The sequence below is a fragment of the Enterobacter sp. HMSC16D10 genome, assembly GCF_001807145.1.
Taxonomy (GTDB): domain Bacteria; phylum Pseudomonadota; class Gammaproteobacteria; order Enterobacterales; family Enterobacteriaceae; genus Enterobacter; species Enterobacter roggenkampii.
The window spans coordinates 108,280-128,883 of sequence record NZ_KV787865.1 but is presented as its reverse complement, the minus strand read 5'-3'; the positions used below and the strand labels follow the sequence as shown (position 1 = coordinate 128,883).

Annotated in this window: 17 protein-coding genes and 1 riboswitch; of the genes, 11 read left to right on the top strand and 6 right to left on the bottom strand. The window is 57.1% G+C overall.

What is annotated here, in order from left to right:
- Nucleotide 1 precedes the first annotated feature (1 nt).
- Both ilvI and leuO read right to left on the bottom strand, forming a co-directional pair.
- Nucleotides 2–1,726, bottom strand: coding sequence for an acetolactate synthase 3 large subunit (gene ilvI, locus HMPREF3143_RS09700; RefSeq protein ID WP_008501995.1), 1,725 nt, complete (start codon nt 1,724–1,726; stop codon nt 2–4).
- A 380-nt stretch (nt 1,727–2,106) separates the two neighbouring features.
- The gene (leuO, locus tag HMPREF3143_RS09695) at nt 2,107–3,051 is read right to left on the bottom strand and encodes a transcriptional regulator LeuO (RefSeq protein ID WP_025912169.1); all 945 of its coding nucleotides are present in this window, start codon (nt 3,049–3,051) and stop codon (nt 2,107–2,109) included.
- Nucleotides 3,052–3,657: 606 nt separating this feature from the next.
- Here leuO and leuL point away from each other — a divergent pair.
- The 5 genes from leuL (at nt 3,658) to leuD (ending at nt 8,517) form a co-directional block, all read left to right on the top strand.
- Nucleotides 3,658–3,744, top strand: coding sequence for a leu operon leader peptide (leuL, locus tag HMPREF3143_RS26460; protein WP_071530973.1), 87 nt, complete (start codon nt 3,658–3,660; stop codon nt 3,742–3,744).
- 91 nt (nt 3,745–3,835) lie between these two features.
- The gene (gene leuA / locus HMPREF3143_RS09690) at nt 3,836–5,407 is read left to right on the top strand and encodes a 2-isopropylmalate synthase (RefSeq protein ID WP_070532894.1); all 1,572 of its coding nucleotides are present in this window, start codon (nt 3,836–3,838) and stop codon (nt 5,405–5,407) included.
- Nucleotides 5,407–6,498 (top strand): 3-isopropylmalate dehydrogenase, encoded by a 1,092-nt coding sequence (leuB, locus tag HMPREF3143_RS09685; RefSeq protein WP_070532891.1) that lies wholly within the window; start codon nt 5,407–5,409, stop codon nt 6,496–6,498. The genes leuA and leuB overlap by 1 nt, the downstream gene beginning before the upstream one ends.
- A 2-nt stretch (nt 6,499–6,500) precedes the next feature.
- Nucleotides 6,501–7,901 (top strand): 3-isopropylmalate dehydratase large subunit, encoded by a 1,401-nt coding sequence (leuC, locus tag HMPREF3143_RS09680; RefSeq protein ID WP_008501999.1) that lies wholly within the window; start codon nt 6,501–6,503, stop codon nt 7,899–7,901.
- A 10-nt stretch (nt 7,902–7,911) separates the two neighbouring features.
- A complete protein-coding gene (gene leuD / locus HMPREF3143_RS09675; protein WP_021240533.1) occupies nt 7,912–8,517 on the top strand; it encodes a 3-isopropylmalate dehydratase small subunit in 606 nt (201 codons plus the stop codon).
- A 58-nt stretch (nt 8,518–8,575) separates the two neighbouring features.
- Here leuD and HMPREF3143_RS09670 read toward each other — a convergent pair whose 3' ends face one another.
- Together HMPREF3143_RS09670 and sgrT are read right to left on the bottom strand one after the other, a co-directional pair.
- Entirely contained in the window at nt 8,576–9,754 is a 1,179-nt protein-coding gene (locus HMPREF3143_RS09670; RefSeq protein WP_058654214.1) for a sugar efflux transporter, read from the bottom strand.
- A 120-nt stretch (nt 9,755–9,874) separates the two neighbouring features.
- Nucleotides 9,875–10,027: a glucose uptake inhibitor SgrT gene (sgrT, locus tag HMPREF3143_RS09665; protein ID WP_008502002.1), complete on the bottom strand. Its 153-nt coding sequence runs from the start codon at nt 10,025–10,027 to the stop codon at nt 9,875–9,877.
- Nucleotides 10,028–10,115: 88 nt separating this feature from the next.
- Between sgrT and sgrR the strand changes: the two genes are divergently transcribed.
- The 4 genes from sgrR (at nt 10,116) to thiQ (ending at nt 15,191) form a co-directional block, all read left to right on the top strand.
- A complete protein-coding gene (gene sgrR, locus HMPREF3143_RS09660) occupies nt 10,116–11,771 on the top strand; it encodes an HTH-type transcriptional regulator SgrR (RefSeq protein WP_008502003.1) in 1,656 nt (551 codons plus the stop codon).
- Nucleotides 11,772–11,807: 36 nt separating this feature from the next.
- Nucleotides 11,808–11,908: riboswitch (TPP riboswitch) on the top strand.
- Between the two features lie 31 nt (nt 11,909–11,939).
- Nucleotides 11,940–12,923 carry a thiamine ABC transporter substrate binding subunit gene (gene thiB, locus HMPREF3143_RS09655; protein WP_070532888.1) on the top strand — a complete coding sequence of 328 codons (984 nt, stop codon included), beginning with the start codon at nt 11,940–11,942 and terminating at the stop codon, nt 12,921–12,923.
- Nucleotides 12,899–14,509 carry a thiamine/thiamine pyrophosphate ABC transporter permease ThiP gene (gene thiP / locus HMPREF3143_RS09650; RefSeq protein ID WP_070532885.1) on the top strand — a complete coding sequence of 537 codons (1,611 nt, stop codon included), beginning with the start codon at nt 12,899–12,901 and terminating at the stop codon, nt 14,507–14,509. Before thiB ends, thiP begins: the two co-directional genes overlap by 25 nt.
- Complete coding sequence (thiQ, locus tag HMPREF3143_RS09645; protein WP_025912163.1) at nt 14,493–15,191, top strand: thiamine ABC transporter ATP-binding protein ThiQ; 699 nt, start codon at nt 14,493–14,495, stop codon at nt 15,189–15,191. Before thiP ends, thiQ begins: the two co-directional genes overlap by 17 nt.
- A gap of 28 nt (nt 15,192–15,219) precedes the next feature.
- Here thiQ and HMPREF3143_RS09640 read toward each other — a convergent pair whose 3' ends face one another.
- Together HMPREF3143_RS09640 and araC are read right to left on the bottom strand one after the other, a co-directional pair.
- On the bottom strand, nt 15,220–15,987 hold the full coding sequence (locus tag HMPREF3143_RS09640; RefSeq protein ID WP_008502007.1) for a DedA family protein: 768 nt from the start codon (nt 15,985–15,987) through the stop codon (nt 15,220–15,222).
- A gap of 128 nt (nt 15,988–16,115) precedes the next feature.
- Nucleotides 16,116–16,961, bottom strand: coding sequence for an arabinose operon transcriptional regulator AraC (araC, locus tag HMPREF3143_RS09635; protein ID WP_008502008.1), 846 nt, complete (start codon nt 16,959–16,961; stop codon nt 16,116–16,118).
- 337 nt (nt 16,962–17,298) lie between these two features.
- Between araC and araB the strand changes: the two genes are divergently transcribed.
- Both araB and araA read left to right on the top strand, forming a co-directional pair.
- A complete protein-coding gene (gene araB, locus HMPREF3143_RS09630; protein WP_070532882.1) occupies nt 17,299–19,008 on the top strand; it encodes a ribulokinase in 1,710 nt (569 codons plus the stop codon).
- A 10-nt stretch (nt 19,009–19,018) separates the two neighbouring features.
- Nucleotides 19,019–20,521, top strand: coding sequence for an L-arabinose isomerase (gene araA / locus HMPREF3143_RS09625; RefSeq protein ID WP_021240541.1), 1,503 nt, complete (start codon nt 19,019–19,021; stop codon nt 20,519–20,521).
- The last annotated feature ends 83 nt before the right edge of the window (nt 20,522–20,604 follow it).

Below are 20,604 nucleotides of genomic sequence, written 5' to 3'. Positions count from 1 at the left end.
ATCAGGTTCTCTCCGTTTTGCTTAACCACATTTCATCCATACCACCACCCCGAATATGCATCGGATAGACGTGCTCGGTTCCATCAACAATCACATCCATAAAGACGAGGCGGTTGTTTTTAACGTGCTCAAGCGCTTGTGCGAGCTTCGTTTCCAGCTCGGCCGGATCGGTTACCCGCATGCCAACATGGCCGTAAGCTTCAGCAAGACGAACAAAATCCGGCAGCGATTTCATGTATGACTGTGAGTGACGGCCAGAATAAATCATATCCTGCCACTGCTTCACCATGCCGAGGTAGCCGTTATTCAGGTTCAGCACGAGAACCGGCAGTTCATACTGCAGCGCGGTAGACAGCTCCTGAATGTTCATCTGGATACTACCGTCTCCGGTCACGCAGACGACGGTTTCATCCGGCAGCGCCAGCTTCACGCCCAGCGCGGCAGGCAGACCAAAGCCCATGGTGCCTAAGCCACCCGAGTTGATCCAGTGTCGCGGTTTATCAAACGGATAATACAGGGCAGCAAACATCTGATGCTGGCCCACGTCTGAGGTCACATACGCTTCACCTTTCGTCAGTCGCCACACCGCTTCGATGACCGCCTGCGGCTTAATGTTTTCGCTCTGCGTGTCATATTTCAGGCACTGACGCGCGCGCCACTGTTCAATCTGCTGCCACCAGTCGCGGATCTCATCCAGCGGCTGGGTCGCTTTCTCCTGGGCCAGCAGCTCCAGCATCTGTTCCAGAACCTGACGGGCATCACCGACGATCGGCACATCAGCCGACACCGTTTTAGATATTGACGTCGGATCGATATCAATATGCAGCACGGTGGCATTCGGGCAATATTTCGCCAGGTTGTTGGTGGTACGATCGTCAAAACGCACACCGACGGCAAAGATCACATCGGAGTGATGCATCGTCATGTTGGCTTCATAGGTACCGTGCATACCCAGCATACCCAGCGCCTGGCGGTGGGTGGCGGGAAACGCCCCCAGCCCCATCAGCGACGACGCAACAGGAAGGTTGAGTTTTTCAATCAGTTCACGAAGCTGGGCTTCACAGGCTGCATTGATCGCTCCGCCCCCGACATAGACGACCGGTTTTTTGGCTGCCAGAAGCGTTTGCAACGCCCGCTTGATCTGACCTTTATGCCCCTGCGTTGTCGGGTTGTAAGAACGCATGCTCACCGATTCCGGCCAGACGTAAGGCAGCTTGTTTGCCGGGTTCAGAATGTCTTTAGGCAGATCGACCACCACCGGTCCCGGGCGTCCGCTTGCCGCCAGCCAGAAGGCTTTTTTCAGTACGCCGGGAATATCTTCGGTTTGCTTAACCAGGAAGCTGTGCTTCACCACGGGACGCGAAATCCCGACCATGTCGCACTCCTGAAAAGCATCGTAGCCAATCAGCGAGGTGGCTACCTGCCCGGAGAGGATCACCAGCGGGATAGAGTCCATATACGCCGTCGCAATGCCGGTAATGGCGTTTGTCGCGCCGGGGCCTGACGTGACCAGGACCACGCCCACTTCACCCGTCGCACGCGCCAGGCCGTCGGCCATATGTACGGCCGCCTGCTCGTGACGTACCAGAACATGGTCAATGCCCCCTACCGTATGGAGGGCATCATAAATATCGAGGACCGCGCCGCCAGGGTAGCCGAACACTTGCTTTACGCCCTGATCGATCAGCGACCGGACGACCATTTCCGCGCCAGACAACATCTCCATGCTTTGCCTCCAGGCATTTTGTTATAGACGGACTGCCGAATTCATTTCCGCACCGTCTTACGATTGGGATGAACCAATCTTATATTTTGCAGAGTGTTCTTTACCTTAACCGCTCGTTATGAGGCAGGCAATTAGCAAACCCGGAGAGATAAACGGAGCGTAAAGCAGAAAACGCAGCCGTTAACAGAAGATATGGTTAATTCCTCTGAGAATAGAGGACGGTGTGATAAATCATCGCTGAAAAGCAGGACAATGCAGGAAATCATCTATTTTTGCGTGCCGAAGAGCCGCCCGAAAAAAAGACTCACAGAACAAAATAGCAACTATCCAAAAAAACTCAGGATAAATCACATGATCCGATGCGATTTATCCCGATGCGTTTACCGGCGACAGATACCAACCAGCAACTCTTCCATCCACTGGTGTCCTTTATCCCGTCCGGCCGCTTCATGCCAGGAGAGATAACAGGTTCGGCTATTTAACTTAAGCGGCAATGGCAAAATTTGCAGATTTAATGGGTCAGAAAACTCTTCTGCCAGCCAGCGCGGTGCAATCGCCACCAGCTGTGTCTGGGAGACCACGTTTAATACGCTGACCATAGCCATGCCCTGATAAGCCACGCACGCCTGTTTATCCGCAGTGTCATACCACGGCAGGCTAAAGGAAGCATATCTGTCGAGAGCAACAACGGCGTGCTGTTCGTTATAAACATCGTGTTCTCGCAGCGGAGAATTCAGACGTGGGTGTTTTTTACTGGCGACGAGAACCATTTCATCTTTAAAGAGCGGTACGCAGGAAAATTCCGGACGACGGAACTCTTCATACCCCAGAACGAATTCGATCTCCTGATAGCGTAACTGATGTTCCGTGTTTTGATTCAGGGATGATTTAAAAACCAGATTGATATTTGGTGCGATTTCTTCAACTTTATTATAAATAATCGACGTTAAATAATTATCTAATGGACTGCAGACACAAAGATGGAATACGCGCTCGCTGCTCAAGGGTTCAAAGCCCGATCCCGGCAGCTCATTTTGCACCAACTGCAACGCCTGGCGGATGGAACCGAACAGCTGGAATGCGCGTGCCGTAGGCTGGATCCCCCTCCCGTAACGAACGAATAATTCGTCGTTAAACATGAGCTTGAGTCTGGCAACGGCATTACTCACAGCAGGTTGCGACATCCCCAACGCCTGGGCGGCGCGGGTGATATTCTGTTCCTGCATGACCGCATCAAACACCGTCAGAAGATTAAGATCCACCGTGCGTAACTGCGGTTTAATCCCATCAGTAGCTTGAGGTTGTTTAATATTATTTTCTGGCACTTCTGACTCCACTGTCACGCTAAACTCCCTTTGCCAACGTACGCTAATCATCTCGAAAAATATGATTTATCATGCAAATACGATCAGCGAAAGAGAATTATTTAAAATTCAGAATATATAAAGACGCTATATAAACGAAAAGAAAATAGCGCAAATGATATGTTTGACTTTAGGATTGAAATGAAACCATAAACCAAACAAATACACAATGACCGCCAGGTTAATGATGACTTAAGTATTATTAAACTGTTATCGCCACCGCTCTGCAGTTGGTTAATAACATGTTATCTCTTTTCGTTTTTCAGCGAAGCGCAATAGATTCACCATAATTATAACTTAATGATATTAAAACCCTTTACGTACAGAGCATTCTCAGTAACGCGCGTCACTCATTTGAAACAATTATATTTATTTGTTTCTGCAACTGTTTTCTTCAGTCCAAAATTAGACAATTAGTCGGGTCGTAAAAGCCAAAACCAGCACAATTAGCTAAAGTAATTATCCTGCTGATTACGCCCGTCGGGCCCGTTTTTATCATCAGGGGTTGACATCAACTGGCGTATCCAGTACCACTAAAAGCATATTGAATTTAACGGAGCACGATTCATGATTCGCACCATTCGTTTCACCGGTCTACTACTACTAAACGCATCCACTGTGCGCGGTAGACTGGCGGGCGAAATTCAGCGTTGAATCGTCACCAGTAAGACTAAAAACCCGCGCCACTGCGCGGGTTTTTTTATGCTCGTAGCAAGGCGCCCTAAGACTGACAAGGACCTAACCCATGAGCCAGCAAGTCATTATTTTCGATACTACTTTACGTGACGGTGAACAGGCATTACAGGCAAGCCTGAGTGTAAAAGAGAAACTGCAGATCGCGCTGGCTCTCGAACGTATGGGTGTCGACGTGATGGAGGTGGGTTTCCCGGTCTCGTCTCCGGGTGATTTCGAATCCGTCCAGACTATCGCCCGCACCATTAAAAACAGCCGCGTGTGCGGTCTGGCACGCTGTGTTGAAAAAGATATCGACGTCGCGGCTGAGTCGCTGAAAGTGGCCGAAGCGTTCCGTATCCACACCTTTATTGCCACCTCACCTATGCACATCGCCACCAAGCTGCGCAGTACGCTGGATGAGGTGATTGAGCGCGCGGTATATATGGTGAAACGCGCACGCAACTACACCGATGACGTTGAATTCTCCTGTGAAGATGCGGGCCGCACGCCGATTGAAGATCTGGCCCGTGTGGTGGAAGCCGCCATCAATGCCGGCGCCAAAACCATCAACATTCCGGACACTGTCGGCTACACCATGCCGTTTGAGTTCGCCAATATCATCACCGGCCTGTATGACCGCGTACCGAACATTGATAAAGCGATTATCTCCGTCCACACCCACGATGATTTGGGTCTGGCCGTGGGCAATGCCATCGCAGCCGTCCACGCCGGCGCGCGTCAGGTAGAAGGCGCGATGAACGGTATCGGTGAACGCGCGGGCAACTGCTCGCTGGAAGAAGTGATCATGGCGATCAAAGTGCGCAAAGACATCATGGACGTGCACACCCGCATCAATCACAACGAGATCTGGCGCACCAGCCAGACCGTCAGCCAGATTTGCAACATGCCGATTCCGGCCAACAAAGCGATCGTCGGCACGGGTGCCTTCGCGCACTCCTCCGGTATTCACCAGGATGGCGTGCTGAAGAACCGTGAAAACTACGAAATTATGACCCCGGAATCCATTGGCCTGAACCAGGTCCAGTTGAACCTGACCTCGCGTTCCGGCCGTGCGGCGGTGAAGCACCGCATGGAAGAGATGGGTTATAAGGACAGCGATTACAACATGGATCAGCTGTACGACGCTTTCCTGAAGCTGGCCGATAAAAAAGGTCAGGTGTTCGACTACGACCTGGAAGCGCTGGCCTTTATTAACAAGCAGCAGGAAGAGCCAGAGCACTTCCGTCTGGATTACTTCAACGTGCAGTCCGGCTCCAGCGACATCGCCACTGCCTCGGTCAAGCTGGCCTGCGGTGATGAAATTAAGGCCGAAGCGGCGAACGGAAACGGCCCTGTGGATGCCATTTATCAGGCGATCAACCGCGTCACCGAGTACGACGTTGAGCTGGTTAAATATGACCTGACGGCCAAGGGCCACGGCAAAGATGCGCTGGGCCAGGTCGACATTGTTGTGACCCACAATGGCCGCCGTTTCCATGGCGTGGGCCTGGCGACCGATATCGTTGAATCCTCCGCGAAAGCGATGGTGCATGTGCTGAACAACATCTGGCGCGCCGCCGAAGTCGAAAAAGAGGTGCAACGCAAAGCTCAGAATAAAGAGAACAACAAGGAAACCGTGTAATGTCGAAGAATTACCATATTGCTGTGTTACCGGGCGACGGTATTGGCCCGGAAGTGATGACACAGGCGCTGAAAGTACTGGAAGCCGTTCGCGCGCGTTTTGCGATGAAAATCACCACCAGCCACTACGATGTGGGCGGTATTGCGATTGATAACCACGGTACGCCACTGCCGAAAGCGACCGTGGAAGGCTGTGAAAATGCCGATGCCGTGCTGTTTGGTTCCGTCGGTGGCCCGAAGTGGGAACACCTGCCGCCTGCAGAGCAGCCAGAGCGCGGCGCGCTGCTGCCGCTGCGTAAACATTTCAAGCTGTTCAGCAACCTGCGTCCGGCGAAGCTGTATCAGGGCCTGGAAGAGTTCTGCCCGCTGCGCGCGGATATCGCCGCCAACGGCTTCGACATTCTGTGCGTGCGTGAACTGACCGGCGGGATCTATTTCGGTCAGCCAAAAGGACGTGAAGGCAGCGGCCAGCATGAGAAGGCGTTCGACACTGAGGTGTATCACCGCTTCGAAATTGAACGTATCGCCCATATCGCCTTTGAGTCAGCGCGCAAGCGCCGCCATAAAGTGACCTCCATTGATAAAGCGAACGTGCTGCAGTCTTCCATCTTGTGGCGCGAGATCGTCAGCGAAGTCGCGAAGCAGTACCCGGACGTTGAGCTGTCGCACATGTACATCGACAACGCGACCATGCAGCTGATTAAAGATCCGTCCCAGTTTGACGTGCTGCTGTGCTCCAACCTGTTCGGCGACATTTTGTCAGACGAGTGCGCGATGATCACCGGCTCTATGGGCATGCTGCCATCCGCCAGCCTGAATGAAGAAGGTTTTGGCCTGTACGAGCCGGCAGGCGGTTCCGCGCCGGATATTGCGGGCAAAAACATCGCGAACCCGATTGCGCAGATCCTCTCTCTGGCCCTGCTGCTGCGCTACAGCCTGGATGCAGGCGATGCAGCAACCGCAATTGAAAATGCCATTAACCGGGCGTTAGAAGAAGGCGTTCGTACCGGTGATTTATCACGCGGCGCGGCGGCAGTCAGTACCGATGAAATGGGCGACATTATTGCCCGCTATGTCGCTGAAGGGGTGTAATCATGGCCAAAACGTTATACGAAAAATTGTTTGATGCGCACGTTGTCTACGAGGCACCAAACGAAACCCCACTGCTGTACATTGACCGTCATCTGGTACACGAAGTGACCTCTCCTCAGGCATTTGACGGCCTGCGCGCGCACAAGCGCCCGGTACGTCAGCCGGGTAAAACCTTCGCGACGATGGATCACAACGTTTCCACCCAGACCAAAGACATTAATGCCTCGGGTGAGATGGCGCGTATCCAGATGCAGGAGCTGATCAAGAACTGCAACGAATTTGGCGTTGAGCTGTACGATCTGAACCACCCCTATCAGGGCATCGTTCACGTGATGGGGCCAGAGCAGGGAATTACCCTGCCGGGCATGACCATCGTCTGCGGTGACTCCCATACCGCAACCCACGGCGCGTTTGGCGCCCTGGCGTTCGGGATTGGCACGTCTGAAGTTGAACACGTGCTGGCGACGCAGACCCTGAAGCAGGGCCGCGCCAAAACGATGAAGATTGAAGTGAAGGGCAAAGCGGCACCTGGCATTACCGCGAAAGACATCGTGCTGGCGATCATCGGTAAAACCGGCAGCGCAGGCGGTACCGGCCACGTCGTTGAATTCTGCGGCGACGCGATTCAGGCGCTGAGCATGGAGGGTCGCATGACCCTGTGCAATATGGCCATTGAGATGGGCGCCAAAGCCGGTCTGGTCGCGCCAGATGAAACGACCTTCAACTATGTGAAGGGCCGTCTGCACGCGCCGAAGGGCCAGGATTTTGACGACGCGGTAGCGTACTGGAAAACCCTGAAAACCGACGACGGGGCAACGTTTGATACCGTTGTCACGCTGCAGGCAGAAGAGATTGCCCCTCAGGTGACCTGGGGAACCAACCCGGGCCAGGTAATTTCCGTCAACGACGCCATTCCCGATCCGGCCTCCTTCGCCGATCCGGTCGAGCGCGCCAGTGCGGAAAAAGCGCTGGCCTATATGGGGCTGAAACCCGGCGTACCGTTGACCGACGTGACCATTGATAAGGTATTTATCGGCTCCTGCACCAACTCCCGTATCGAAGATTTGCGTGCGGCGGCAGAGATTGCCAAAGGCCGTAAAGTCGCACCGGGCGTGCAGGCGCTGGTGGTTCCAGGCTCCGGTCCGGTGAAAGCCCAGGCGGAAGCCGAAGGTCTGGATAAGATCTTTATCGAAGCAGGATTCGAGTGGCGCCTGCCTGGCTGCTCCATGTGCCTGGCCATGAATAACGATCGCCTGAATCCGGGTGAGCGCTGTGCCTCCACCAGCAACCGTAACTTTGAAGGCCGTCAGGGCCGCGGTGGGCGCACCCATCTGGTCAGCCCGGCAATGGCCGCCGCTGCGGCAGTCACCGGTCATTTCGCCGACATTCGCAGCCTGAAATAAGGAGACAATCATGGCAGAGAAATTTACCCAACATACGGGCCGTGTTGTCCCGCTGGACGCCGCTAACGTTGATACGGACGCGATTATTCCTAAGCAGTTTTTGCAGAAGGTGACCCGCACCGGCTTTGGCGCGCACCTGTTCAACGACTGGCGTTTCCTGGACGATAAAGGCGAGGTGCCTAATCCGGAATTCGTTCTGAACTTCCCGGAATACAAAGGCGCAACCATCCTGCTGGCGCGGGAAAACTTTGGCTGCGGCTCGTCGCGTGAACACGCCCCCTGGGCGTTGACAGACTACGGCTTTAAGGTGGTCATTGCCCCCAGCTTCGCGGATATCTTTTACGGCAACAGCTTCAACAACCAGCTGCTGCCGGTGACGCTGAGCGACGAACAGGTCGATGAATTGTTCGCGCTGGTTAAGGCAAATCCGGGCATGTCGTTTGAAGTGGATCTGGAAGCGGAAGTGGTGAAAGCCGGGGATAAAACCTACAGCTTCAGCATTGATGCGTTCCGCCGCCACTGCATGCTGAACGGTCTGGACAGCATTGGTTTAACGCTCCAGCACGAAGACGCCATCTCCGCGTACGAGAAAAAACAGCCTGCGTTTATGGGCTAAAGACAATGGCCCGCAAAAAGCGGGCCATTGATTTGTTTCGTGAAGCCGCCTTCCAGAATCAGACATCCTTAACCCGGCAAGTCAGCCCAAGCGTAACCACCGAAATCGCCGCAATCATCCAGTAAACTGAGCCATGCCCGTAACTTTGCGCCAGCGCCCCCTGAATCACGCCTGCCAGAATCACTCCGGTTGAAATACTGTTGGTAAAAAGCGTGGTCGCCGAGCCGGCACGACCGGGCATGAGATCCTGAAACCATAGCATGCCGATCCCGGCAACAATCCCGATAAACACGGCGTTAAACAGCTGCAGCGCCAGCAGCGCTTCGCGCGAATGGAAAAGGATCAGCCCCGCGTAGAACAGCACCCCGGCCGCCACGGCGACGATCATCATCCGACGCTTTCCAAAGCGCTTAACGTAGTAACCCGCCAGAATCATCGCCGGAATTTCCAGCCCGGCAGCGGTCCCCATTAAGATCCCCGCAAGCTTGTCCGGTAAACCCAGATCGCTGCTGATCCACAGCGGCATGTCGATGATGTACATGGTGTTGCAGGTCCACATCAGCGTGGAGGCAATAAACAGCATGCGGACGTTTTTGTCCTGCCAGCCGCTCACCTGGGTGAGCGGTTTATCCGCTGTCTGTTCGACGCGCGCCACGGACGGCAGTGCGAAGGCAATCAGCGCCAGGCTGATGACAAAAATCCCGGCCGCGATGGAGAACATCGCGGTAAAGCCGTAGTTCAACGCCAGCATGAAGGCCAGCGGCGGGCCAATGACCCACGCCAGCGAGAGCTGGGCACGCATCACCGAGCTGAACATCACCACTTCCCGCGCCGAGTTATCCGCATATTCCCGGGCCAGCGCGAACAGCTGCGGCATGGCGGTATTCGCAAGAGAGGCCAGCAGCACGCCGCAGGTAATGAGCGTCAGGTAATGACGATTGAAAGCAAAGAGCAGCGCGTTGCCCACGGCCATGGCGCAGCAAAAGAGGATCAGCTTACGACGATCGCCCTGGCTGTCCGATCGCTTCGCCAGCGCGAGGCTGACCAGGATCCCGGCTATCGCGTTGACGGTATAAAACAGCCCCACCCAGAACGGCTGTGCCCCCACCTCGCGGCTGAGAAACAGGCTCAGCGTCGGCGCCTGCAGCGCTCCCGCCACGCCCATCATAAAGGCCACCAGCATAAAAGCGGCATACACGCCGTTCAGGCGTCGCCCCATCGTCATCAACCACAGCATGCGCAAGTCCTTGTGAAAGCGAATCGAAATTGGGTGAAAGAATAAACGAAAAAAGCCAGCAAAAACATTTTGCTGGCGGGTGATTAGCACCAATACTCAGTCACACATGATCGAGGCGAGTCAGCGAGAAGAGGCCGGTTTCGTAACGTCCCACTGCATCAGTTCTTCTAACATTTTCAGCCGTTGCTCTGCACACGGGCGGGCCAGCCAGGACGATCCTTTTGTCGCTGAAAAGTACTGCTGATAAAACTGACGTGCGGTAGACCTCTTCATCATTTACCTCCTCGCTTCATCGGGAAGCATTATTGGCCTAATATAGGGATTAATAAATTGCTGGTTTTTTGTCAGGAGTTCCTCTTTTATGCCTTCCGGTCGTCTGCAGCAACAATTTATCCGCCTCTGGCAGTGCTGCGAGGGGCAATCGCAGGAAACCACGCTCAACGAGCTGGCTGACCTGCTTAGCTGTTCCCGCCGCCATATGCGCACGCTGCTCAATACCATGCAGCAGCAGGGGTGGTTAAGCTGGGAAGCGGAGGCGGGACGCGGGAAACGCTCGCGGCTGACCTTTCTCTACACCGGGCTGGCATTGCAGCAGCAGCGTGCAGAAGACCTGCTCGAGCAGGACCGTATCGATCAGCTGGTCCAGCTGGTGGGCGACAAGGCCGCCGTGCGCCAGATGCTGGTCTCCCATCTCGGACGCAGTTTTCGTCAGGGCCGACACATTCTGCGGGTGCTCTACTACCGTCCGATGAAAAATCTGTTGCCCGGCACGGCGTTACGGCGTTCTGAAACCCACATGGCCCGACAAATCTTCAGCGGCCTGACGCGGATAAATGAGGAAAACGGGGAACTGGAGGCGGATATCGCGCACCACTGGCAGCAGCTTTCCCCGCGCCACTGGCGCTTCTTCTTACGCCCCGGCATCCACTTTCACCACGGTCGCGAGCTGGAAATGCACGACGTCATCGCCTCTCTGGAACGCGCCCGCAGGCTGCCGCTCTACTCGCATATTTCGCGCATCCACTCCCCCACGGCCTGGACGCTGGATATCGAGCTGGCGCAGCAGGACAAGTGGCTTCCCTGGCTGCTGGGCTATGTGCCGTCGATGATTTTGCCTGCCGAGTGGGAATCCTTGAACAATTTTGCCAGCCTGCCGATTGGCACCGGGCCCTACTCCGTCTCCCGCAATAACAGCAACCAGCTGAAAATCCGCGCGTTCGATGACTACTTTGGCTATCGGGCGCTGATCGACGAAGTGAACGTGTGGGTATTACCGGATCTCAATGAAGACCTGAGCTGCGGGCTGACGCTTGAAGGCCCCACCACCGGAGAAAAGGCCGTGGAGAGCCGCCTGGAGGAGGGCTGCTACTATCTCCTCTTTGACCGCCGCACCCACCGTGGGGCAAACCCGGCTGTCCGCAAGTGGATCAGCCACGTGCTGTCTCCTTCCAATCTTATCTACCATGCGGAAGAGCAGTACCAGACATACTGGTTCCCGGCCTACGGCCTGCTTCCGCGCTGGCACCATGCCCGACCAACGCGCTGCGACAAACCCGCAGGGCTGGAGTCCATCACCCTGACCTACTACCGCGATCATGTTGAGCATCGTTTTATCGCCAGAATCATGACCCGCCTGCTGGCAGCGGAGGGAGTCAGGCTGGACATCAGGGAAGTGGACTATGACGAATGGCATCAGGGGGAGATCGCCAGCGATATCTGGCTCAACAGCGCCAACTTCACCCTGCCGCTCGATTTTTCCCTCTTCTCGCATTTGTATGAAGTCCCGCTGATCCAGCACTGCATCGACCGGGACTGGCAGCAGGATGCCGCCCTGTGGCGTGCGGGCGAGATGAATCTTGCCGTGTGGTGCCAGCAGCTGCTGGCCGAGCAGGCGATCGTCCCGCTGATCCACCACTGGCTGATGATCCAGGGCCAGCGCAGCATGCGCGGCCTGCGGATGAACACCCTGGGCTGGTTTGATTTTAAATCCGCCTGGTTTGCGCCCCCGGAGCCATAACGCTTTCGTAATATTCACCAAATCATTACAATAGCGCCGTTCTCAACGGGGTGCTGCATCACAGATGTGCGCTGAGATAATACCCGTCGAACCTGATCCGGATAACGCCGGCGAAGGGATTTGAGGCTGTCGCTCAAAATCCTTTGCCACTCAACCCTGAGGTGCAAAGTGTTAAAAAAAGTTCTCCCCCTGCTGGCGCTGTTCGCGCTGCCCGCTTTAGCCAAGCCCGTTCTGACGGTCTACACCTACGACTCCTTCTCCGCCGACTGGGGCCCTGGCCCGGTTGTCAAAAAAGCCTTTGAAGCGGACTGCAACTGCGAGCTGAAGTTCGTGGCGCTGGAAGATGGCGTTTCGCTGCTCAACCGCCTGCGCATGGAAGGCAAAAACAGCAAGGCCGACGTGGTGCTCGGGCTGGATAACAACCTGCTGGAAGCCGCCTCGCAAACCAAACTCTTTGCCAAAAGCGGCGTCGCGGCAGAGGCCGTTAACGTGCCGGGCGGCTGGAAGAACGACACCTTTGTGCCGTTCGACTACGGCTACTTTGCTTTCGTCTACGATAAAAACAAGCTGAAAAACCCGCCGAAGAGCCTGAAAGAGCTGGTGGAAAGCGACCAGAAGTGGCGCGTGATTTATGAAGATCCACGGACCAGCACGCCGGGCCTGGGCCTGCTGCTGTGGATGCAGAAAGTCTACGGCGATAAGGCGCCGGAAGCGTGGCAGAAGCTGGCTGCCAAAACCGTCACCGTGACCAAAGGCTGGAGCGAAGCCTATGGCCTGTTCCTGAAAGGCGAAAGCGATCTGGTGCTGAGCTACACCACCTCCCCGGCCTACCACATTATCGCCGAGAAGAAAGACAACTATGCTGCGGCTGATTTTGCGGAAGGGCACTATCTGCAGGTGGAAGTGGCCGCGCGTACCGCCGCCAGCAAACAGCCGGAACTGGCCGAGAAGTTCCTGAAGTTTATGGTTTCACCGGCATTCCAGAATGCCATTCCAGCGGGCAACTGGATGTATCCGGTCACCAGCGTTGCGCTGCCCACTGGTTTTGAGCAGCTGACCAAGCCGAAAACCTCGCTGGCGTTTACGCCGCAGCAGGTCGCCGCGCAGCGTGCCGCATGGGTAAGTGAATGGCAACGCGCCGTCAGCCGTTAATTCCCGGCTGGTTACTCCCCGGATTGCTCGCCGCCGTCGTGATGGTGACAGTCAGTCTGGGAGCCTTTCTTGCGCTGTGGTTTAACGCACCGGAGAGCGACCTGCTCGCCCTCTGGCACGACAGCTACCTCTGGCACGTTATCCGGTTCTCCTTCTGGCAGGCGTCTCTTTCTGCCCTGCTGTCGGCGATCCCGGCTATTTTTCTTGCTCGCGCGCTCTATCGGCGGCGTTTCCCCGGCAGGCAGGCCCTGCTGCGCCTGTGCGCCATGACGCTGATCCTGCCGGTTCTGGTGGCCGTTTTTGGCATTCTGAGTGTCTACGGTCGTCAGGGCTGGCTGGCCTCGCTGTTCGGCCAGCTTGGTATTGAGTGGTCATTCTCGCCTTACGGACTGCAGGGCATTCTGCTGGCGCACGTGTTTTTCAATATGCCGATGGCAACGCGCCTCTTTTTGCAGGCGCTGGAGAACATTCCCGGCGAGCAGCGGCAGATTGCCGCCCAGCTCGGCATGCGCGGCTGGTCGTTCTTCCGTTTTGTCGAATGGCCGTGGCTGCGCCGCCAGCTCCCGCCCGTGGCGGCATTAATCTTTATGCTCTGCTTTGCCAGCTTTGCCACCGTGCTGTCACTTGGCGGCGGGCCGCAGGCCACCACCATTGAGCTGGCGATTTACCAGGCGCTGAGTTACGACTACGATCCCGGTCGCGCCGCGCTGCTGGCGATAGTCCAGATGGCGTGCTGTCTGGTGCTGGTGCTGTTGAGCCAGCGGCTGAGTAAAGCCATTCCCGCAGGTAGTCATCAAATAACCGGCTGGCGCGATCCGCAGGACAGCCTGCACAGCCGCATCAGCGATGTTATCCTGATCGCGCTGGCGCTGCTGCTGTTGCTGCCGCCGCTGCTGGCCGTTATCGTTGACGGCCTGAACCTCAATCTTATGTCCGTCCTGCAACAGCCCGTTCTCTGGCAGGCGACCTGGACCTCGGTACGCATAGCGCTGGCTGCCGGATTGCTATGCGTTATGCTGACCATGATGCTGCTGTGGAGCAGCCGTGAGCTCTACGCCCGCCAGGCGCAAAAAACCGGACAAATGCTGGAACTGACGGGCATGCTGATACTGGCGATGCCGGGTATCGTGCTGGCAACGGGCTTCTTTTTACTGTTCAACAGCACCCTCGGCCTGCCGGAAAGGGCCGACGGCATTGTGATCTTTACCAACGCCCTGATGGCCATCCCCTACGCGCTTAAGGTGCTGGAAAACCCGATGCGCGACGTCAACAGCCGCTACGGTTTGCTGTGCCAGTCGCTGGGCATGCAGGGCTGGCAGCGGCTGAAGGTGGTTGAACTGCGCGCGCTAAAGCGTCCGCTGGCACAGGCGCTGGCGTTTGCCTGCGTGCTCTCTATTGGAGACTTTGGGGTCGTGGCGCTGTTCGGCAATGACGATTTCCGCACGCTGCCGTACTGGCTTTATCAGCAAATCGGCTCTTACCGCAGTCAGGACGGCGCGGTCACCGCGCTGTTACTGCTGCTGCTGTGCTTTGCCTTATTTACCGTTATCGAAAAACTCCCGGGGCGTGATGTTAAAACTGACTGATGTAACCTGGCTCTATCAGCATCTGCCGATGCGCTTTACGCTCTCCGTTCAGCAGGGCGAGCGGATTGCGGTGCTTGGCCCAAGCGGTGCCGGGAAAAGCACCTTGCTCAATTTGATCGCCGGTTTTCTGCAACCTGCCAGCGGGTCGATAGCCATCGATAATCGTGATTTCACCAACGCCCCTCCGGCTAAACGCCCTGTGTCGATGCTGTTTCAGGAAAACAACCTGTTTACCCACCTGACGGTGCGGCAAAACATCGCGCTGGGAATGCATCCGGGGCTCAGGCTGAACGATGCCCAACGCGAAAAACTTGAAGTGATTGCCGCACAGATGGGGATCGCTGAATTTATCGACAGGCTGCCGGGCGAGCTCTCCGGCGGCCAGCGTCAGCGCGTGGCGCTGGCGCGTTGTCTGGTGCGCGAGCAGCCGCTGCTGCTGCTGGATGAGCCGTTCTCGGCGCTCGATCCCGCGCTGCGCCAGGAGATGCTCGCCCTGGTGCAGGAGGTCTGCCAGCGCCAGCAGCTTACGATGCTGATGGTTTCGCACAGTATCGAAGATGCCGCACGGATTGCGCCGCGATCGGTGGTGATCGCGGAGGGACGCATTTTGTGGGATGGAGCAACAGAAGCATTAATGAGCGGAAAAGAAAGCGCTTCTGGATTATTGGGTATAAAACCGTAGGCCGGGCAAACGCAGTGCCGCCCGGCGCTTAACGGCTCACAACTTTCAACAGGATCTCACCGTACACCGGCATCAGCGGGTGGCGAATCAGCGCGACCAGGGCTACCACGGCCACACCCAGCGTCAGCGGGGCCAGCCACAAAAGACGAGAGCGCGGAAGATAGCGCGTCAGGCGATCGACGCTCGCTTTCGCGCTGCGCCACAGGCGCCAGCAGAGCCAGACCGCCAGCCACAGCAGCACCGCCGTGCCCAGCAGCAGCCACTTAAACTCACCGCTTTGCATACCGTCAGGAATATCAATCGCCGCACCGGCCAGAATACCCGGCAGGAAGTAGAACGGCGGCCAGAAGACGCAGCCGATGATGTTCGGCACCACAAACTTCGCGACGGGGAGATCCAGCATCCCGGCCACCATCGGCACCAGCGGACGCGTTGGCCCAACAAAGCGGCCCACGAGGATGGTAAACATGCTGTGCTGGTGCAGCGCATGCTCGGTTTTATCCAGCAGCGCTTTGTTCTTTTTCATGAACGACCAGCGGTGCAGCGGCTTCTTAAAGCGCCAGCCCAGCCAGAAGGAGATCCAGTCGCCCAGCAGACAGCCGATAATCCCGGCCAGCCATGCCTGCCAGAAATTGACCTCACCGCTGCCGATAAGCGCGCCAAGCCCCGCCATCATCACGGTGCCGGGCAGGATTAACCCGACAAGGGCCAGCGATTCCAGAAACGCCACCAGCGCCACGGCGATGAGCGAGTACATAACGGACTGGGTAATAAAGTGTTCCAGCAATGCCTGCATAACTATTCCGGTCAGAAAACGAATCAGCGATTCTGCTTAGCGCCCCGCACCGCGTCAAGGCAACAATTGTCTGAATAGTTTACAGGTTGCTTCCCGCATTCACCTGTTTGTTTATCTTTTTTTACCGTTTATTCACATCCCGCGCGGAATTCACTGGGGCTGGCACCGGTACATTTTTTAAATACGCGGGAGAAATAGAGCTGATCCTCAAAGCCCACGTTGCGCCCCACGGTGGCGATGGGCATCCGGGTGGTGCTGAGCAGCAGCTTCGCCTGGCTGATGCGCTGATCCTCGCGCCAGCTCAGTACGCTGACGCCAAGCTGCTGGCGGAACAGGTGCGACAGCCGCGACGGCGACAGGCAGACGTGCTGGGCAACGCTGGCGATATCAAACTGGCTATCGGCCAGGTGGTCGCTGATGTACTGGCAGGCGTCGCGCACGCGGTTATCCAGCGGCGGGTTAAGCGACGCGTTAATCGCCTCCATCCGCCGCAGCAACAGCTGTTCAAGGAGGTTTATCGCCAGCAGTTCGGCATAGCGTCCACCGGCCTGCCCCGCCTCGATAATCTGCGCAAAAAGCTCGCGAAACTGCGCCAGATGCACCTCATCCGGGCGATAAAACCCGGTGTGTGCAAAAATAGCCGGCCAGGAAAGCCACTCCTGCCAGTAGGCGCGCGGACGGAAGTAGACCCACTGGTGATACCACTCTTTGGCATCCGGATGACGGCCATAGTGGTGGATCTCCCCCGGCGGGAACAGCAGGATATCCCCCGGGCGGCAGACGAAATGCTGGTCACCGTTCTTGATGATCCCTTCCCCCCGCACGGTCAGGTTGAGGATATACCCTTTCATCCCGAGCGGTCGGTCGACGTAAAAGTCGAGATATCCCTCAGCCTCGATAGGGGTCAGCCCCGCCACAAGGTGCGCGTTAAACGAGTATCCCGGCAGCAGAGGATCGTTCTGCGTTTCGGCCATAGATTCAGTTCTCCCAAGGGTCCTGAAGGAAACCAATTGTCCATATCACTAAATGCAGGTTAAAAATGGCCCGCGAAAAGATCCAAAAAGCATCACGCCGCTTTTACGTCCGCCATGTTTCAGCCTTTCCCCCTGATTTCTCCGCCAGAGCAGGCAGATAACCAGTAACAAAAGTGTCTATAAGTGCGGCAGAAATGTCCACATTGAATATTTGCACGGCGTCACACTTTCCGTTGTAACAGCAATTTAGTCCATAAGATTAGCGGATCCTGCCTGACGACTTTTGTCCCCAGTCTCTAATGTTCTTCCATACCTGTTTTTTCGATGGAGCAACACCATGGCAATTGCGATTGGCCTCGATTTTGGCAGCGATTCAGTTCGCGCGCTGGCAGTGGACTGTACGTCCGGCCAGGAGATAGCAACCAGCGTTGAGTGGTATCCGCGCTGGCAAGAGGGGCGCTACTGCGATGCGCCAAACAACCAGTTCCGTCACCACCCGCGGGATTACATCGAGTCGATGGAAGCGGCGATCAAAACCGTCCTGGCCGAACTGACCGACGCCCAGCGGGCCGATGTTGTGGGGATTGGCGTCGACAGCACCGGCTCTACGCCTGCCCCTGTGGATGCCGAAGGCCGCGTGCTGGCGCTGCGCCCGGAGTTTGCCGACAACCCGAACGCCATGTTCGTGCTGTGGAAAGACCATACCGCCGTGGAAGAGGCCGAAGCCATCACCCGCTTATGCCATCAGCCGGGCAAAACGGACTACTCACGTTATATCGGCGGGATTTACTCCAGCGAGTGGTTCTGGGCCAAGATCCTGCACGTCACCCGCGCGGACGCGTCTGTCGCACAGGCAGCGGCGTCATGGATTGAGCTATGCGACTGGGTTCCTGCCCTGCTCTCCGGCACCACGCGCCCGCAGGATATCCGCCGCGGCCGCTGCAGCGCCGGGCATAAATCCCTGTGGCATGAAAGCTGGGGCGGCCTGCCTCCGGCCGCGTTCTTTGATGAGCTCGACCCGATCATCAACAAGAGCCTGTCATACCCGCTGTTTACCGACACCTTCACCGCCGATATTCCCGTCGGCACCCTCTGCGAAGAGTGGGCGACGCGTCTCGGCCTGCCGCAGAACGTAGCTATCTCCGGCGGCGCGTTTGACTGCCATATGGGCGCCGTGGGCGCGGGCGCACAGCCAAACACGCTGGTCAAAGTGATCGGCACCTCCACCTGCGACATCCTGACGGCAGATAAATCCACCGTCGGCGACCGCGCGGTAAAAGGCATCTGCGGCCAGGTTGACGGCAGCGTGGTGCCAGACTTTATCGGCCTCGAAGCCGGTCAGTCCGCGTTTGGCGATATCTACGCCTGGTTTGGCCGCGTGCTCGGCTGGCCGCTGGATCGGCTGGCGGCGTCACATCCTGAACTGAAAACCCAGATCGCCGAGAGCAAAAAGCAGCTCCTGCCGCAGCTTACCGACGCCTGGGCTAAAAATCCGTCTCTCGACCACCTCCCGGTGGTGCTGGACTGGTTTAACGGCCGCCGCACGCCGTTTGCCAACCAGCGCCTGAAAGGGGTGATTACCGACCTCAACCTGGCGACCGACGCGCCTGCGCTGTTCGGCGGTCTGATTGCCGCCACCGCCTTCGGCGCCCGCGCGATTATGGAGTGCTTCACCGAGCAGGGCATCGACGTGAACAACGTGATGGCGCTGGGCGGCATCGCCCGTAAAAACCCGGTGATCATGCAGGCCTGCTGCGACGTGCTGAACCGTCCGCTCCAGATTGTGGCCTCCGATCAGTGCTGCGCGCTGGGGGCGGCAATTTTCGCCGCCGTAGCCGCTGGCGTCCATGCGGATATCCCCACCGCGCAGCAGCATATGGCGAGTGCCGTCGAAAACACCCTTCAGCCGCGTGCCCAGCAGGCACAACGCTTTGAACAGCTTTATCAGCGCTACCAGCAATGGGCAAAAAGCGCCGAACTTCACTATCTCCCTGTCGCCGCCCCGGCCAAAAGCACCGCGGACACTACGGCAACCCTGACCCATTAAGGACACGATGATGACCATTTTTAATAACTATGAAGTGTGGTTTGTGATTGGCAGCCAGCATCTTTACGGACCGGAAGCGCTGCAGCAGGTAACGAAACACGCGGAGCACGTCGTTAACGCGCTGAACGCGGAAGCCAAACTGCCGTGCAAACTGGTGCTGAAACCGCTGGGCACGACGCCGGACGAAATCACCCACATCTGCCGCGACGCCAACTACGACGATAAATGCGCCGGTCTGGTGGTGTGGTTGCACACCTTCTCACCGGCAAAAATGTGGATCAACGGCCTGTCTATCCTCAACAAACCGCTGCTGCAGTTCCATACCCAGTTCAACGCCTCCCTGCCGTGGGACAGCATCGACATGGACTTTATGAACCTGAACCAGACCGCACACGGCGGCCGCGAGTTCGGCTTCATCGGCGCGCGTATGCGTCAGCAGCACGCGGTGGTCACCGGCCACTGGCAGGATGGCAAGGCGCAACAGCGTATCGGCGCCTGGATGCGTCAGGCGGTCTCTAAGCAGGATACCCGCCACCTGAAAGTGGTGCGTTTCGGCGACAACATGCGTGAAGTGGCGGTCACAGACGGCGATAAAGTCGCCGCGCAGATCAAGTTCGGCTTCTCAGTGAATACCTGGGCCGTGGGCGATCTGGTGCAGGTGGTGAATGACATCAGCGATGGCGACGTGAGCGCGCTGGTGGACGAGTACGAAAGCAGCTACCGCCTGACGCCTGCGGCACAAATCAACGGCGACAAGCGCCAGAACGTGCTGGACGCGGCGCGCATTGAGCTGGGCATGAAGCGCTTCCTGGAACAGGGTGGCTTCCACGCTTTTACTACCACTTTTGAAGACCTCCACGGCCTGAAACAGCTGCCGGGCCTGGCGGTACAGCGTCTGATGCAGCAGGGCTACGGCTTTGCAGGCGAAGGCGACTGGAAAACTGCCGCTCTGCTTCGCATCATGAAGGTGATGTCGACCGGTCTGCAGGGCGGCACCTCCTTTATGGAGGACTACACCTACCACTTCGAAAACGGCAATGACCTGGTGCTCGGCTCGCACATGCTGGAAGTGTGTCCTTCCATCGCGGTAGAGGAAAAACCGATCCTTGACGTGCAGTACCTCGGCATCGGCGGTAAAGCCGATCCGGCGCGTCTGATCTTCAACACCCGCACGGGCCCGGCCATCAACGCCAGCCTGATCGATCTGGGCGATCGTTTCCGCCTGCTGGTGAACTGCGTCGATGCGGTTGAAACGCCACACTCCCTGCCGAAACTGCCGGTCGCCAACGCCCTGTGGAAAGCACAGCCGGATCTGCCGACCGCGTCAGAAGCCTGGATCCTGGCCGGCGGCGCGCACCATACCGTCTTCAGCCACGCGCTGGATCTGAACGACATGCGTCAGTTCGCCGAGCTGCATGATATCGAGCTGACCGTCATTGATAACGATACCCGCCTGCCCGCCTTCAAAGACGCGCTGCGCTGGAACGAAGTCTATTACGGTTCAAAACGCTAAGCCCTGAATGCCCGGTGGCACCGCGTTTACCGGGCCTACGGTTCTGTAGGCCGGATAAGCGAAGCGCCATCCGGCACTGGAGA